Raw genomic sequence first — 14,171 nt, 5'->3', positions numbered from 1 at the left:
CAGATCGGTCTTATATATGTCCGCCATTGCTGCCACTCGTTTCAATCCCGTTATAAAAAGATTCTATCAGCGTCTCATTGCTGCTGGTAAACTACGCAAAGTTGCGTTGACCGCCTGTATGAGAAAGTTGTTGGTAATCCTTAACACCATGCTAAAAAACCATAGCACTTGGAAGGAGTTACCCGTTTAAAAAAACACTTGACACCTAACACAGTTGCTCTCCCATCAAGGGAGAGCAACTGTGTTTTCCCTCCCCTGATGGGAGGGATGAAAGGGAGGGGGTATTTTCGTAGTAATGACAAAGAGAGACGAAACCTTATTTTTTACGAAACCGTCGTTCTTAATCTTACAATCGAGAGAAGTTTGGATGGCGGATAAATTTTCACAAGATGACTGATATGAGGGTAAATGAAGAGCAAATTGCAATTATTACTGGGTGACGCTGTAAAGGTCTGTATTGATAAAGGATTAATAGAGGCAGCCGCGGTTCCCGTAATTGAAATTGATATACCGAAGGATGCCGCCCACGGCGACTATGCCTCCAATGTGGCGATGGTACTGGCGTCCCGCGTAAAAGGGAGCCTGCCTCCCCGCAGGATTGCAGCAGTCATTGCAGAACATATCCAGGAGAGTAATGACGTGCTTGAAAGGGTAGAGGTTGCAGGTCCGGGGTTTATGAATTTCTTTATAAAGGAGCATATGTGGGCTACCCTTCTTGAAGACGTCGATAAGCTGGGAGATCGTTATGGCGCCTCTGATTATGGAGGAGGGAAAAAGATCCATAGTGAATTCGTGAGTGCCAATCCCACGGGGCCTCTTCATATAGGACATGCCCGGGGGGCTGTTGTCGGAGATGTTGTTGCGAACATTCTTGAGGCATCAGGTTTTTCAGTTTTTCGAGAATATTACATCAATGATGCGGGCAACCAGATGAATAATCTTGGGAAATCTGTTTTGTTTCGCTATCGTGAGCTTCTGGGCGAGGGTATCGAGTTTCCTGACGGCTGTTATCAGGGTGATTATATTAGAGATATTGCCGGAGAGATCATTGATAAAGAAGGCGACATCTATCGTGCAAGGAACCAGGAAGAGGTCGTCCGTATTTTTACCGATTATGCTGCAAGTGCAATTTTGAATGAAATCAAGGAGGATTTGAAGGCCTTTGGTGTAGTTTTTGATAATTACTTCAGCGAGAGCAATCTTTATAAGGATGATCGAGTAGTGCAATTGCTTGCAGAACTTGAGAAAAAGCAATTCATTTACAATGACGGCGAAACCCTCTGGTTCAAGACCACCGATTTTGGAGACGAGAAAGACAGGGTTGTTATCAGGAAGAATGGAGAACCAACGTACTTTGCTGCCGATATTGCCTACCATCAGAACAAGTACGATCGTGGTTTTGATACAATTATCGATGTCTGGGGGGCGGACCACCACGGGTATATCCCCCGGATGGTTGCATGCATTGAAGCCCTTGGACATCAAAAGGATTCTCTGAAGATTATTCTGGTTCAGCTTGTGAGTCTCCTGCGGGATGGAAAACCTGTTGCAATGTCCACGAGAGCCGGCGAATTCGTAACCCTGAAGGAAGTAGTTGACGAGGTAGGGAGAGATGCGGCTCGGTACAATTTCCTTATGAGACGGTCGGACAGTCACCTTGATTTCGACCTGGAACTGGCAAAAAAGCAATCCAGTGAGAATCCTGTTTATTATGTGCAGTATGCTCATGCAAGAATCTGCAGTATCTTAAGAAATGCCGATGAACAGGGCTATGAAATTCCGGGATATGATGAGGTGGATTTGCGTTTTCTGAAACTTCCTGAGGAGCTTAACTTGATCAAGGCCATTTCCCGTCTTCCTGAGGCGATTGAAGGAGCCGCACTGGCCCTTGAGCCACACCGTTTGACATTTTACCTTAATGATCTTGCGGCGCTTTTCCATAGTTACTATAACAAACACAAGGTTTTATCCGATGAAGAGGGGCTTAGCAGGGCGAGGTTATTTTTGATAAAATCTATTCTCATTGTTTTGAGAAATGTCTTAAGATTGCTGGGAGTCTCAGCACCGGAGAAGATGTGATGTTCTCTGAAACAAAGGTGTAAATGGGTCGGAAATGGACTTCTTACGAAGTCGTCGGGATAGTATAACCTATTAGAATAGCTCAATGACATCCAAGAATATTCGTACATTTGAAATAAAAATGGGTAAACGGGCGTTGATTCTGTTTATCATGGGAATGTCCTGTTTGCTTTTTATTGTTTTTCTGTTTGGCGTGACGGTTGGTAAAAATATCGATACCTACCCTGAAAAGTACGCACGTGGTGTTCCGGGTAAGATCTTGGAAAGACTTGGCTTATCATCAAACAGGACGGAGACTGCCGAGATTGTCAGCGAAACATCGAAAGAATCCGCGAAGGCAGGAGGGCAGGAAACAGGTAGTGAAGAGAAAATAGTACCTGAAACAGTACCTGCCGGTACTGATGAAAAACAGCCTGCGGCTCAGGCTACGGTATCAACCCAAAAACAAAAGCCGCCCGCAATGCCTGTCGCCGAACAAGTTAAAATAAAGCCGTCTCCTGTGAAGGAGAAATATCAGATTCAGGTTGTTTCTTTTAAAGAAAAGGATAAGGCCGACCAGTTGTGTAAAAAACTGACGGATCTCGGATTTTCACCAAAAAATGCAGTGATGGAGTTGCCTGAAAAGGGAAAGTGGTTTCGTGTCACTCTCGAAGGTTTTGAAAGCAAGGAACAGGCTCAAAAAGCAGTGGATAACATGACGAGAAAGATCAAAGGCCTGAACTGTGTAATTCATAAAATGGAAACAAAAAATAACTAAAATTAAAGGATGTTTTGTCGGTGAGTCATGTTTGAGACTTTGACGGAAAAACTGGAAGATATATTTAAAAAACTCAAGCGGAGAGGCCGTCTTAATGAAGAGAATGTTGCCTCTGCATTGAAAGAGATACGAATGGTCCTTCTTGAAGCGGATGTCAATTTTAAAGTGGTTAAGGACTTCATAGAGGAAATCAGGACGAGGGCGGTTGGGCAAGAGGTTCTGGAGAGTATAACACCCGGTCATCAGGTTGTGAAGATAGTACACGACAGGCTTGTGGATTTACTGGGCGGGAAAAGCAGTCAGTTAAAGATTGCGAATCGCTTTCCTGCCCCCGTGATGCTGGTCGGTCTTCAGGGGTGCGGCAAGACGACGACAGCAGTCAAACTTGCACAGCTTCTGGTAAATCAGGGTAAGAAGGTGTACCTTGTTTCCGCAGACGTGTACAGGCCGGCAGCCATTCATCAGTTGAGAGTTCTCGGGGAGAAGATCAACGGTGTGGGAATTTATTCTTCAGTTGATGTACATGATCCGGTGAGAATATGCGTTCAGGCCGTTGAAGAGGCAAGGAGCAGCGGCTATGAGGTGGTCATTATTGATACCGCGGGGAGGCTTCATATAGACAACGAAATGATGGATGAGCTGAAACACATCAAAGGTGCAGTTAATCCATCGGAGATTCTCTTTGTAGCAGATGCCATGACAGGCCAGGACGCCGTGAATGTGGCGGGGAAATTTAATGAACTTCTCGGCATTGATGGCGTGATTATGACCAAGATGGATGGAGATGCCCGGGGCGGTGCGGCGTTATCCCTGAAAGCAGTGATCGGTAAACCTATCAAGTTCATCGGTGTAGGCGAAAAAATCGATGCGTTAGAGATTTGCCACCCTGAACGTCTGGCTTCGCGGATTCTCGGTATGGGCGATATCCTGACCTTTGTGGAAAAAGCACAGGCTACGGTCGATGAAAAGCAGGCCCGTGAGCTTGAAAAGAAAATCAGGAAGAACGAATTTACCCTTGAGGATTTTCGGGATCAGTTGAAACAGATCAGGTCGATGGGTTCGATTCAGGATATTATCGGGATGATTCCGGGATTAGGAAAGCTCAAGGCGCTCGCGAATGCGACACCGGATGAGAAGGAACTGACGAAAACTGGTGCTATAATCGATTCCATGACGAGGAAGGAACGTCGGAACTATCTGATAATTGATGGTCAAAGGAGGAAAAGGATTGCCAGGGGAAGCGGAACGACGGTTCAGGATGTGAACATATTGCTGAAGAATTATGCGGAGATGAGAAAAATAATGAAGAAGATGACAACAAAAGGCGGCATGAAATCATTTCGAAGGGGCAATTTCCCCTTTTAATTAAACATAAAATGTATTATAAAAAAAGGTCATCCAGGTTATTATGAATTTTTAGTATAATAAGTGACAATAATTTTCAGGAGGTGATGGGTAACAAGAATGGCGGTTAAGATAAGGTTAGCGCGACGTGGTGGAAAGAGCAGGCCCTATTACAGAATTGTGGTGGCTGATTCCGAATCTCCAAGGGATGGCAGGTTTTTGGAAATCGTTGGTAGTTATGACCCCCAAAAAAATCCAGCAGAGGTTGTCCTGAAAGAGGAACGTGTTGTCGATTGGCTTTCAAAGGGAGCCATACCGACTTTAACAGTATCTCAGTTGTTTGCGAAGAAAGGAATCGCAACGAGAAAATAAGTATCCCGTGACTTTTTCAATGGTTTTACGGTTAGCGTCGATATTACTAATGGGTTTAACGAATAAGTAATCGGTGGAGGTTGTGACGATGAAAGATTTGATCAAGTACATAGCGCAGTCTTTGGTTGATAATCCTGATATGGTAGCAGTGTCCGAGGTGCTTGGCGAACAGACTTCTGTGATCGAACTGAGAGTTGCGAAGGAAGACCTGGGTAAAGTAATCGGCAAGCAGGGAAGAACCGCCAAAGCCATGAGGACTATTTTGAGTGCGGCATCGACGAAACTTCGTAAGAGATCTGTATTAGAAATCATTGAATGAATCGATGGAGTTCTTTGAAATTGGCAAGATAGTTAAGTTCTGCGGTCTCACCTGTCGTTTGAAAGTAAGGTCTTATCTTGAGTCGAATGACACACTTAAATCCCTTGACGAGGTTTATGTGAGACAGGGAAAAGATGAAACGGGCCCCTTCAAGCTGCAAGGTATCCAGATCAGAGGAAGGAGTGTTTTTCTCAAAATGGAAGGTGTCGGGGATATCGAAAGTGCCGAGACGCTTATTGGTTGCCAGGTACTGATTCCTGTAGATAAGCTCAAAAAATTGCCTGAAGATGAATATTACTGGCGGGATATTATAGGCCTTAGAGTCGTGACGGAAGAGGGTCATTTTCTCGGTATAATAGAGGCCATTTTACCTACGGGAGGTAATGATGTCTATGTCTGCAGCAGTGGAGAAAGAGAGATCCTCCTGCCCGGTATTGTCGATGTGATACGCAAGATTGATATAGATCAGGGGATAATGGTTGTACGACTGCTTGAAGGTTTATAAACGTCATGATCAGGTTTGATATCCTTTCCATTTTCCCTGAAATGTTTGAATCCCCTTTTAATTGCAGCATCTTGAAAAGAGCACAAGAGGGGGGGGTAGTGGAAATCCATCTCCACAACATCCGCGATTATGCCGAGGACAAGCATAAGATGACCGATGACGCCCCGTATGGGGGGGGCGGCGGTATGGTGATGAAGGTGGAACCTATCGACAGGGCATTGGCATCAGTAGCACCGGTGAGGGATAATGCCCTGGTAGTTCTCCTGACCCCCCAGGGTGAAACGTTCAGCCAGAAAATAGCCGAGGAAATGTCTGTGTATTCTCGAATTGTGCTCATTTGTGGGCACTATGAGGGCGTTGACGAAAGGGTAAGGGTCTATCTGGTTGACAAAGAAATTTCTGTTGGTGATTTTGTTCTGACGGGTGGAGAGTTGTCGGCCATGGTCGTCGTTGATGCTGTTTCCCGTTTAGTTCCAGGTGTTCTGGGGAATTATGACTCGGCATCGTTTGACTCTTTTTCCACCGGGCTGTTAGAGTATCCCCATTATACACGTCCCGGTAACTACCGGGACTGGCAGGTTCCTGAGGTACTGCTGTCGGGGCATCACCGGGAAATTGAGACATGGCGGAGGAAGGAATCGCTCAAAAGAACATACTTGAGGCGACCGGATTTGCTGGAAAAAATAAAACTGTCTGAAGAGGACAGAAAGATACTCGAAGAAATAAAGAAAAATAATTAGTTACGCGACGCAGAGGAGTTTTTACTATGAATGTTATTGAAATGCTTGAAAAAGAGCAGATGAGAGGAGACATTCCCGCTTTCAAACCGGGTGATACGGTGAGGGTATATGTGAGGATTGTTGAGGGACAGAAACAGAGGATTCAGGCCTTTGAGGGTGTTGTCATCCGGAGAAGACGGGGTGACTGCCGGGCCAGTTTCACGGTGAGAAAGGTATCCTACGGCGTGGGAGTGGAGCGGACATTTCCCCTTCATTCACCGGTTATCGATAGGATTGAGGTAGTCATTCGCGGCAAAGTGCGGCGTTCCCGTCTATACTACTTGCGAGGTCTGAGAGGGAAAAAGGCAAGAATCAAAGAAATGGGGAAGTGACCATTAAGAATGTATACTTTCGAACGGCATGCCCATCAACGTGGTTATAAATTGATAGCTGGTATTGATGAGGCGGGGAGAGGCCCTCTTGCGGGTCCCGTTGTTGCGGCAGCCGTGATACTTTCCCTCGATTATGAAAACACGGAAATCAAAGATTCAAAGCAACTTTCCGCTCGAAAGAGGGAAAGACTCTACGAAATCATAAAACAAGATGCCCTCTCTATTGGCCTCGGTGTTGCTGAGGCATCCATTGTTGATGCCGTAAATGTATTGCAGGCCACTCTGATTGCCATGAAAGAGGCCATAGCGAACCTTTCCATAACACCTGATTATCTCCTCATTGACGGGACGCATCGTATCTTTCTCTCCATACCGCAGGAAACTATCGTTAAAGGCGACTCTCTGAGTCTGTCCGTGGCTTCAGCGTCCATCATCGCCAAGGTTTCACGAGACAGGATTATGGAGATCTATCATCGTCAGTTTCCCCAGTATAATTTTTTGAAGAACAAGGGCTATGGTACGGGTGAACACCGGGAGGCAATTAAAAAATACGGCCATTGCAAGATTCATCGAAGGTCTTTTAGAATTAAAGAAAAGGGCGCCCTCCAGATGAATGCGGAACTGGAATTTTGAAAATAATTTCTGGTGTTGTAAATAAACATGAATTGTTCCGGCAGGATACAAACTGGTAAGAGGGGAGAAGATATCGCTGTTGCCTATTTGAAAAACAGGGGCTATCGGATCATTGAACGCAATTATAAGTGTCTTTTTGGAGAGATTGATATTGTGGCAAAAGATGGCGATACGGTTGTCTTTGTGGAGGTCAAAAGCAGGAAATCAGAAAAATTCGGTGACCCCCAGGGTGCGGTAGGACGGGAAAAACAGAAGAAGATTTCGAGAATTTCCCTCAAGTATTTGGAAGAAAAACACCTTTACCCCTGCGATGCACGCTTTGACGTCGTGGCGATTAAAATGTTACCTGCCGGGAGCATAGTAGAACTCATCCAAAATGCCTTCGAGCTCGTTCCCCCTTATATATGACACCTTATCTATCCTTTAACCTTGAGCCTGGAACCTTTAACCTAGAACCTAAAGGTACTTAGTCACGAGGGACTCTACATATCGTGCTATGGCAACACAGGAAGTCAATCCGGGAGATTCGATGCCGATGAGATTTATCAGTCCGGCATACCCTATATCTTTTTCATCTTTAATGATGAAGTCACGGTAAGGTTCGCCGGGGCCTTGCAGTTTCGGACGGATACCGCACATATCCGGATTGAGAGATTCCAGTTTGATTCCCGGCAGGTAGTTTTTGATGGACTGATAAAACGATATCTTTCTGCCTTCATCAACGCTGTATTCGATTTCATTGATGTACTGGCTGTCCGGGCCGAACTTGACGCGGCTGCCGAGGTCCAGCGTGGCGTGGATACCGAGGCTTACGGTGTTTTCCGGAGGCACAGGATACACCAAGTGATTCAGTTTCGGCGACGGCGAAATGGAGAAGTAATTTCCCTTGCAGTATTTCAGACGGTATCCATGGCGGTCGATGTTCATTCCAGCCATGGCGGCAATTCTGTCGGAATAGAGACCGGCACTGTTAATCAGAACCCTGGTTTGGAATCGGTATTCTCCCCCGTTGGTTTCAAGTTCATATATACCATTATCAGCGTGAATGGTTGTCACTTCTGATCGAAATGCAACCACAGCGCCATTGGCTTCTGCATTTACTAAGAAAGAACGCATCAGGCTATGACTGTCGATTATACCGGTAGATGGTGAATAAAGCGCTGCTTTCGCCCTGACCTCGGGTTCAAGACTCCCAACCTGTCTTTGACCGATCAAGCTGAGATCACTGACACCGTTATGCTCGGCGTACTGCTTGATTCTTTCCAGCTGTTCACATTCACCATCATTTGTCGCGACAATGAGTTTCCCGATCCGCTTATGGGGAATACCGCGCCTTCTGCACAGTTCGTAAAGGAGGCGGTTTCCCTCAGGACATAAGACTGCTTTGAAAAAACCGTGCGGGTAATAAATACCCGCGTGAATAACCTCGCTGTTGCGGCTGCTTGTTTCCTGGCCGAAGCCGGTATTTTTTTCGACGATGAGCACACGTTGATAGTTTGCGGAGAGCTCTTCCGCTATGGACAAGCCGATTACTCCGGCGCCGATTATCGTAATATTGAAGGAGTCGATGCTGCTCATTGACGTTAAAAATGTGTCAGTGGTGGTTTGCCGATGGGATAGACATTGAAGCCGATGTCAAAGCATCGTTTGTGATCAAGGATGTTTCTGCCGTCAAAGATGGAGGCCGGCTTTGTCATGATTTCGAATATTTTCTGAAAGTCGAGGTTCCGGTAAATATCCCACTCGGTCAGCACCGCAATGGCGTGGCATCTCTCTGCCGCCCTGTAGGGGTCTCCTTCGAAGCTGACTTTTCCCTCCACACCTGCCAGGTCCGCCCTCGCATTTCTCAGTGCTTTCGGATCGGTAATAATGATTTCCGCCTTTTCCTCCAGCAGCCTTCTGGCGATGAAGATGGCAGGGCTTTCTCTGGTATCACCCGTGTTGGCCTTGAACGCAAACCCGAAAAGACAGATCTTCTTATCGGCAAGGGTATTGAACATGGTGGTCAGCATACTCAATATAAAGCGCTCCTGCTGGTACTGGTTGATTCTGACAACACTTTCCCAGTAGTCGGCGACCTCACTGAGGCCATAGTGCCGACAGAGATAGACTAAGTTAAGGATGTCCTTCTTAAAGCAGGAACCGCCGAAGCCGACGCTGGCATTGAGAAACTTGCCGCCGATCCTGCTGTCCATGCCGACCGCCTTCGCTACCTCGGTGATATCGGCATCCGTCTTTTCACAGAGGGCAGAGATGGCATTGATGGATGAAATTCTCTGTGCCAGAAAGGCGTTTGAAACTATTTTGGAAAGCTCACTGCTCCAGATATTGGAGGTAATGATCTTTTCCCGCGGCACCCAGTTGGCGTATATTTCCACAAGGGTTTTTCTTGCATCCATACCGCTTTGCGTCTCCCGGGAGCCAATGAGGATGCGATCGGGATTCTCCAGATCCTTCATAGCTGAACCTTCAGCCAGGAACTCAGGATTGGAAAGGACGTCGAAAGAGATAGAGTTGCTTTTGTAATTCAGAATATTTTCCATGGCCAGAGCAGTTTTGACGGGGAGAGTACTCTTTTCGATAACGATTTTTGATGATTCAGAATACTGGAGGATCTGTCTGGCCGTTTTTTCCCAGTATTGGAGGTCTGCCGCCATACCTGAACCCACGCCGAATGTCTTGGTTGGTGTATTTACACTGACAAAGATGATGTCATTGTCCCTGATTCCAGCTTCTATGTTGTTGCTGAAAAAAAGGTTTTTCCCACGGGTTGCCCTGACAATTTCATCAAGCCCTGGTTCATAAAGGGGAAGCTCATCGGAGTTCCATTCGGAAATACGTGTCGGATTGATGTCCACGACGGTAATTCTGTATTGAGGGCATTTGTAAGCTATCATAGCCATCGTGGGACCGCCGACATAGCCGGCGCCGATACACAGGATTTTTTTCTCGAATATCATGCGATCTCCTAATCCTCAAATTACTTTGCGAAAATATTCAATTGTCTTTTCAAGACCTTCTTCCAGGTTTGTTTTCGGTTGCCAGCCAAGCATTTTCCCGGCTAATGAAATATCCGGCTGGCGTTGCCTGGGGTCGTCCTGGGGAAGGGGCCTAAAAACTATCTTTGATCGGTTTCCTGTCTTTCTGATTATGGTCTTGGCTAGATCAAGTATTGTAAATTCATCCGGGTTCCCAATGTTTATAGGACCGATAAAACTGTCAGGGCTATCCATCATTAAAATGAGGCCATCAACCATGTCATCGACATAACAGAACGATCTGGTCTGAGACCCATCGCCATATACGGTGATATCTTCTGCCTTCAGTGCCTGGACTATAAAATTGCTGACTACGCGTCCATCATTCAGGGCCATGCGTGGACCGTATGTATTGAATATTCTAACAATTTTAACCTTAACGTTATTCTGGCGGCGATAATCCATCATCAGGCATTCGGCGGCCCTTTTCCCCTCATCATAACAGCTTCTTGGTCCTATGGGGTTAACCCTGCCCCAGTAGTCTTCCTTCTGGGGATGAATATCGGGGTCTCCGTACACTTCAGAAGTAGATGCCTGAAGAATCTTTGCATTAAGACGTTTTGCCATCCCAAGGGTATTGATTGTCCCCATAACGTTGGTTTTAATAGTCTTGATAGGATTGTGCTGGTAGTGTACCGGAGAAGCCGGACAGGCAAGATTGTAGATTTGATCTACCTCGAGGAAAATCGGATTAATGATATCATGTCTGATCAATTCAAATCGGGGGTTTGCCAAGAAGTGAAATATATTATCTTTGCTGCCGGTAAAAAAATTATCCAGGCAAAGAATCTCGTTGCACTGTTCGATGAGTCTATCACAGAGGTGAGAACCTAAAAATCCTGCACCGCCGGTAATAAGTATACGTTTCATTCTATTTTATCAGGAGATATATCAAAAATCAGTATTAAGTGTTTAATATTTCTTATTTTTAAATCTTCATTCCATCAGGGAGAACTTTGTTTTTTATGGTTTTTTTCTGTCAAGTCTGGTATTAAACGAAAACCATGTAAATATGTCAATAAAAAAAGTACTTTTAAAATAATAAATTGTTCTTGGTGATTTCATTTTTACTTTATGAATGTGGATAAGAAAAAAGGTACATTATACGTCGTGGCAACCCCGATAGGGAACCTTGAAGATATCACCCTCCGGGCTATCCGCGTTCTCAAAGAAGTTCAGCTTATAGCCGCTGAGGATACGAGGAGGACAAAAAAACTGTTGGATTCGTATCAGATTCACACACCCATGACCAGTCTTTATGACCAGATTGAGGAAAGAAAGAGCAGCCTTCTTATTTCCAAAATGAATGAAGGCATGAATGTGGCCTTCGTATCCGATGCCGGAACACCGGGGATATCAGACCCGGGGTATGTGTTTATTAATCAGGCGATTGCTCATGGAATAAGAGTTATTCCTATTCCCGGCGCATCGGCTGTTATCACAGCGCTCTCTGTTTCCGGTCTGCCGATGGATTGTTTCGCCTTTTACGGATTTTTACCTCCACGATCCGGAAAAAGGAAACAATTTTTATCGTTCCTCACGGATGAGACAAAGACTCTGGTATTTTATGAATCTCCCAAAAGGCTGATGGCGTCGCTGTGTGATATTGAGGCTGTACTTGGTAACCGGAAGATGGTCGTATTGAGGGAGCTAACGAAAGTATTCGAAGAAATCGTGCGAGGAACAGTTAATGATGGTATCAATTACTTCCAGGAACGGGTCATCAAGGGTGAAGTGACGTTGGTCGTGGCGGGGAAGGAGAGGATAGCTCGTTTGGTTTCCGATGAAGATATTTCTGCCAGATATAAACAGTTGCATGAAAATTCGGATTCTTCCCGCCGGGACATCATTGAAAAACTTGCCAATGAATTGGGGATTTCAAGGAAGAGGGTTTACCGTCTAGTGTTAAACATGGTTGATAGAGAATAATTGTCCGTACTATTTCCTTGAACAGATCTCGCAGGTGTGATAACTCACCCATATTGTGAGATAATGGAGGGTTAAATACTCTTTTACAAGGCAGGACCGTATATGGATGCAATATCAAAACATTTAGTTGGTGTGTTACAGGAAGGCAGCAAGGAAACTGTCGGAGATACCAGGGAGGAAAGTGTCCTTATAGACGGTCGTTTATTGAAACCGGATGAAAAGATTTATGAACTCGTTGATGTTATCGACGATAGTAGTGGCCTTGAAACCAAACAGGATCGAGAAATTATTGTCATTGATGGCCGGGTATATGAGAGAGTCTCAAGGCCGGATGACAAAGTCTATGATCTTGTGGATGTTGTCGAAAAGAGTTCCGGTTTGTCTCTTCATAATTCAGGCCTTAATGATGAAATAATAAAAAGGATTACTGACATTACGGAGAGGATCACGAGAGAGATAGTTCCGGAGATTGCCGAAAGAGTGATCAGGGAAGAGATTGATAAATTAAAAAGATGAGAAGGAATATTTTCATTCTATTTTTACTTGTAGCTTTGATATTTCCCTTAACCTCTGTGGCATTTTCACAGGATGATAGTGATATCCAGATAGTAGACGCTGAGGGTACCGGTATCATAATAAATGATGATTTAGCCAGTGGGCGAAAGAGTGCCATCCGTGATGCTCTACAAAAGGCTGTAGAGCATGTGGTAGTAACGTTAATCCCTCCTAAAACCGTGGCAAATAAATCTCGGGTAATCAGAGATGGTATTTATGCCAAAAGTGATGAATATGTTCATGATTACAGAATTATTAGTGAGAAGCAAGCTCAAACGGTCTATAGAGTAAATGTAAGATCAACGTTATTTACAAGCAGTATAAAGGATGATCTTAAAACCCTCGGGCTTCTCAAGGCGGGAAAGACCATGCTACCGGTTACTACGGTAGCCATTACAATCCGGGGTCTAAAAAGTTATTCCGATTATGTAAAAGTAAAAGAACTGCTGAAGACCAGGGTAATGGGTGTAAAGAATGTATATCAGCGCCGTTTTGAATGGGGGATGGCACGGCTGGATTTAGATATTCAGGGAACCGTTCAGTCCCTGACTGATGAGATTGCAAAAACGGGACACTTTTCTGTGAAAAGCAACCGTATGGATCAGAATTATATTGAAGTTACTTTTTTGAAGTAGGAATATGCTTGATGATCTTAATCGAGTGTTGGTAATTTTAGTGCTATGGTTAACCAATGATGTCTAGATTCAATCATATTGTAATGCTGGTAATTGCATTAATTATGGTGCAGGGGTGTGCATCGAAAGGACCCCAGAGAGTGAATTCCGATTATAGTAAAAAGGGTACAAGACTTATTGCCATATTACCTGTGAAAAATAAGACAGCCAATGCAAAGGCGGGTCAGATATTAAGAGAAATGGTTCTTAACGAACTGTATTTTAAGGGCTATCCCAAAATCCCTTTACAAGTGATTGATGAAAAAATCCTTAAAATCTATAAAGAAGGTGTGGATTATAGAAGAGAGGATATTCCTCCGAAGGCCATAGGTGAACTCCTTGGTACCGATGCGGTCCTTTATACTACTTTGGATGAGTGTTCCACTTCCTTCTCAATTATTTACGCGCCTACGCATGTTTCCGTTGTTTTTGAGCTGCGGAGTGCAAAGACGGGTGAAACGCTCTGGAGTTCCCAGTATAGAACCGTCAAAAGGAATTACGGGATTTCGCAGGAACAGCTCGAGATGGAATCGTTCCAGGTCTACGAGCCGGCTATCCAGGAAGTTGTGGACAAGGCCATGAAAACTCTTCCCGATGGTCCTGATTCAGCGACATAGCAGTGGTTACGCAATGCATTACGTACTGAGAAGGTTTTTATAGCGCTGCAAAAGTCTTACCCCGTGAATCTTCTGTAATGGAGAAATGAATATTAAACACTAAATAAGGAGACGCAGATGAAGAAAATAATCATTTTTTTGTTTATGGTGTCATTTGTGTTGACTGGTTTTCAGCAGGTTGAAGCAAAAAGAGTTATGGAGCTGAAAATCGGCAAGGGCGAAGCGAAAGTTAACCTTT

18 protein-coding genes are annotated in these 14,171 nt (G+C 44.8%); 15 read left to right on the top strand and 3 right to left on the bottom strand.

Annotated elements, in window-relative coordinates:
* From NTW12_03295 to NTW12_03245, 11 genes are all read left to right on the top strand, one after another.
* Positions 1 to 190, top strand: a 190-nt coding sequence (locus tag NTW12_03295) for an IS110 family transposase (GenBank protein ID MCX5845369.1), incomplete at its 5' end; no start/stop codon positions are given.
* Positions 191 to 408: 218 nt separating this feature from the next.
* A complete protein-coding gene (gene argS, locus NTW12_03290) occupies positions 409 to 2,079 on the top strand; it encodes an arginine--tRNA ligase (GenBank protein MCX5845368.1) in 1,671 nt (556 codons plus the stop codon).
* An 85-nt stretch (positions 2,080 to 2,164) separates the two neighbouring features.
* Positions 2,165 to 2,836, top strand: a complete 672-nt coding sequence (locus tag NTW12_03285; GenBank protein ID MCX5845367.1) for an SPOR domain-containing protein — start codon at positions 2,165 to 2,167, stop codon at positions 2,834 to 2,836.
* Between the two features lie 27 nt (positions 2,837 to 2,863).
* Complete coding sequence (gene ffh, locus NTW12_03280; protein MCX5845366.1) at positions 2,864 to 4,201, top strand: signal recognition particle protein; 1,338 nt, start codon at positions 2,864 to 2,866, stop codon at positions 4,199 to 4,201.
* Between the two features lie 99 nt (positions 4,202 to 4,300).
* Positions 4,301 to 4,552 carry a 30S ribosomal protein S16 gene (gene rpsP, locus NTW12_03275; GenBank protein ID MCX5845365.1) on the top strand — a complete coding sequence of 84 codons (252 nt, stop codon included), beginning with the start codon at positions 4,301 to 4,303 and terminating at the stop codon, positions 4,550 to 4,552.
* A gap of 88 nt (positions 4,553 to 4,640) precedes the next feature.
* Positions 4,641 to 4,871, top strand: coding sequence for a KH domain-containing protein (locus NTW12_03270; protein MCX5845364.1), 231 nt, complete (start codon positions 4,641 to 4,643; stop codon positions 4,869 to 4,871).
* Between the two features lie 4 nt (positions 4,872 to 4,875).
* Positions 4,876 to 5,376, top strand: a complete 501-nt coding sequence (rimM, locus tag NTW12_03265; protein ID MCX5845363.1) for a ribosome maturation factor RimM — start codon at positions 4,876 to 4,878, stop codon at positions 5,374 to 5,376.
* A 5-nt stretch (positions 5,377 to 5,381) separates the two neighbouring features.
* The gene (gene trmD / locus NTW12_03260) at positions 5,382 to 6,116 is read left to right on the top strand and encodes a tRNA (guanosine(37)-N1)-methyltransferase TrmD (protein MCX5845362.1); all 735 of its coding nucleotides are present in this window, start codon (positions 5,382 to 5,384) and stop codon (positions 6,114 to 6,116) included.
* Positions 6,117 to 6,142: 26 nt separating this feature from the next.
* Complete coding sequence (gene rplS / locus NTW12_03255) at positions 6,143 to 6,487, top strand: 50S ribosomal protein L19 (GenBank protein MCX5845361.1); 345 nt, start codon at positions 6,143 to 6,145, stop codon at positions 6,485 to 6,487.
* A gap of 9 nt (positions 6,488 to 6,496) precedes the next feature.
* Positions 6,497 to 7,120, top strand: coding sequence for a ribonuclease HII (locus NTW12_03250; protein ID MCX5845360.1), 624 nt, complete (start codon positions 6,497 to 6,499; stop codon positions 7,118 to 7,120).
* Between the two features lie 27 nt (positions 7,121 to 7,147).
* Positions 7,148 to 7,528, top strand: coding sequence for a YraN family protein (locus tag NTW12_03245; protein MCX5845359.1), 381 nt, complete (start codon positions 7,148 to 7,150; stop codon positions 7,526 to 7,528).
* A gap of 48 nt (positions 7,529 to 7,576) precedes the next feature.
* Here the strand turns inward: NTW12_03245 and NTW12_03240 are convergent, their stop codons facing one another.
* The 3 genes from NTW12_03240 to NTW12_03230 are packed head-to-tail and all read right to left on the bottom strand — an operon-like array spanning position 7,577 to position 11,028.
* Positions 7,577 to 8,698, bottom strand: a complete 1,122-nt coding sequence (locus NTW12_03240) for an NAD(P)/FAD-dependent oxidoreductase (GenBank protein ID MCX5845358.1) — start codon at positions 8,696 to 8,698, stop codon at positions 7,577 to 7,579.
* A 5-nt stretch (positions 8,699 to 8,703) separates the two neighbouring features.
* Positions 8,704 to 10,080, bottom strand: coding sequence for a nucleotide sugar dehydrogenase (locus NTW12_03235; GenBank protein MCX5845357.1), 1,377 nt, complete (start codon positions 10,078 to 10,080; stop codon positions 8,704 to 8,706).
* Positions 10,081 to 10,095: 15 nt separating this feature from the next.
* Entirely contained in the window at positions 10,096 to 11,028 is a 933-nt protein-coding gene (locus tag NTW12_03230) for an SDR family oxidoreductase (GenBank protein ID MCX5845356.1), read from the bottom strand.
* Between the two features lie 204 nt (positions 11,029 to 11,232).
* Here NTW12_03230 and rsmI point away from each other — a divergent pair, with 204 nt between their 5' ends.
* From rsmI to NTW12_03210, 4 genes are all read left to right on the top strand, one after another.
* Positions 11,233 to 12,087 carry a 16S rRNA (cytidine(1402)-2'-O)-methyltransferase gene (gene rsmI, locus NTW12_03225; GenBank protein ID MCX5845355.1) on the top strand — a complete coding sequence of 285 codons (855 nt, stop codon included), beginning with the start codon at positions 11,233 to 11,235 and terminating at the stop codon, positions 12,085 to 12,087.
* 102 nt (positions 12,088 to 12,189) lie between these two features.
* A complete protein-coding gene (locus NTW12_03220) occupies positions 12,190 to 12,603 on the top strand; it encodes a hypothetical protein (protein MCX5845354.1) in 414 nt (137 codons plus the stop codon).
* Positions 12,600 to 13,277 (top strand): hypothetical protein, encoded by a 678-nt coding sequence (locus NTW12_03215; protein MCX5845353.1) that lies wholly within the window; start codon positions 12,600 to 12,602, stop codon positions 13,275 to 13,277. The genes NTW12_03220 and NTW12_03215 overlap by 4 nt, the downstream gene beginning before the upstream one ends.
* Before the next feature lie 56 nt (positions 13,278 to 13,333).
* Entirely contained in the window at positions 13,334 to 13,933 is a 600-nt protein-coding gene (locus tag NTW12_03210; protein MCX5845352.1) for a DUF799 family lipoprotein, read from the top strand.
* The last annotated feature ends 238 nt before the right edge of the window (positions 13,934 to 14,171 follow it).

The sequence above is a fragment of the Deltaproteobacteria bacterium genome (assembly GCA_026388545.1).
Lineage (GTDB): Bacteria > Desulfobacterota > Syntrophia > Syntrophales > UBA2185 > JAPLJS01.
This window is presented reverse-complemented; position numbering and strand designations above follow the sequence as displayed.

Excerpts from the sequence above, each read along its gene's own strand:
- NTW12_03285 (MCX5845367.1), top strand. The coding sequence starts at position 2,165 with ATGACATCCAAGAATATTCGTACATTTGAAATAAAAATGGGTAAACGG.
- NTW12_03245 (MCX5845359.1), top strand. The coding sequence starts at position 7,148 with ATGAATTGTTCCGGCAGGATACAAACTGGTAAGAGGGGAGAAGATATC.
- ffh (MCX5845366.1), top strand. The coding sequence starts at position 2,864 with ATGTTTGAGACTTTGACGGAAAAACTGGAAGATATATTTAAAAAACTC.
- NTW12_03250 (MCX5845360.1), top strand. The coding sequence starts at position 6,497 with ATGTATACTTTCGAACGGCATGCCCATCAACGTGGTTATAAATTGATA.
- rsmI (MCX5845355.1), top strand. The coding sequence starts at position 11,233 with ATGAATGTGGATAAGAAAAAAGGTACATTATACGTCGTGGCAACCCCG.
- NTW12_03215 (MCX5845353.1), top strand. The coding sequence starts at position 12,600 with ATGAGAAGGAATATTTTCATTCTATTTTTACTTGTAGCTTTGATATTT.
- argS (MCX5845368.1), top strand. The coding sequence starts at position 409 with ATGAAGAGCAAATTGCAATTATTACTGGGTGACGCTGTAAAGGTCTGT.
- NTW12_03235 (MCX5845357.1), bottom strand. The coding sequence starts at position 10,080 with ATGATATTCGAGAAAAAAATCCTGTGTATCGGCGCCGGCTATGTCGGC.
- NTW12_03240 (MCX5845358.1), bottom strand. The coding sequence starts at position 8,698 with ATGAGCAGCATCGACTCCTTCAATATTACGATAATCGGCGCCGGAGTA.
- rpsP (MCX5845365.1), top strand. The coding sequence starts at position 4,301 with ATGGCGGTTAAGATAAGGTTAGCGCGACGTGGTGGAAAGAGCAGGCCC.
- NTW12_03210 (MCX5845352.1), top strand. The coding sequence starts at position 13,334 with ATGATGTCTAGATTCAATCATATTGTAATGCTGGTAATTGCATTAATT.
- rplS (MCX5845361.1), top strand. The coding sequence starts at position 6,143 with ATGAATGTTATTGAAATGCTTGAAAAAGAGCAGATGAGAGGAGACATT.
- NTW12_03230 (MCX5845356.1), bottom strand. The coding sequence starts at position 11,028 with ATGAAACGTATACTTATTACCGGCGGTGCAGGATTTTTAGGTTCTCAC.
- trmD (MCX5845362.1), top strand. The coding sequence starts at position 5,382 with ATGATCAGGTTTGATATCCTTTCCATTTTCCCTGAAATGTTTGAATCC.
- rimM (MCX5845363.1), top strand. The coding sequence starts at position 4,876 with ATGGAGTTCTTTGAAATTGGCAAGATAGTTAAGTTCTGCGGTCTCACC.
- NTW12_03270 (MCX5845364.1), top strand. The coding sequence starts at position 4,641 with ATGAAAGATTTGATCAAGTACATAGCGCAGTCTTTGGTTGATAATCCT.
- NTW12_03220 (MCX5845354.1), top strand. The coding sequence starts at position 12,190 with ATGGATGCAATATCAAAACATTTAGTTGGTGTGTTACAGGAAGGCAGC.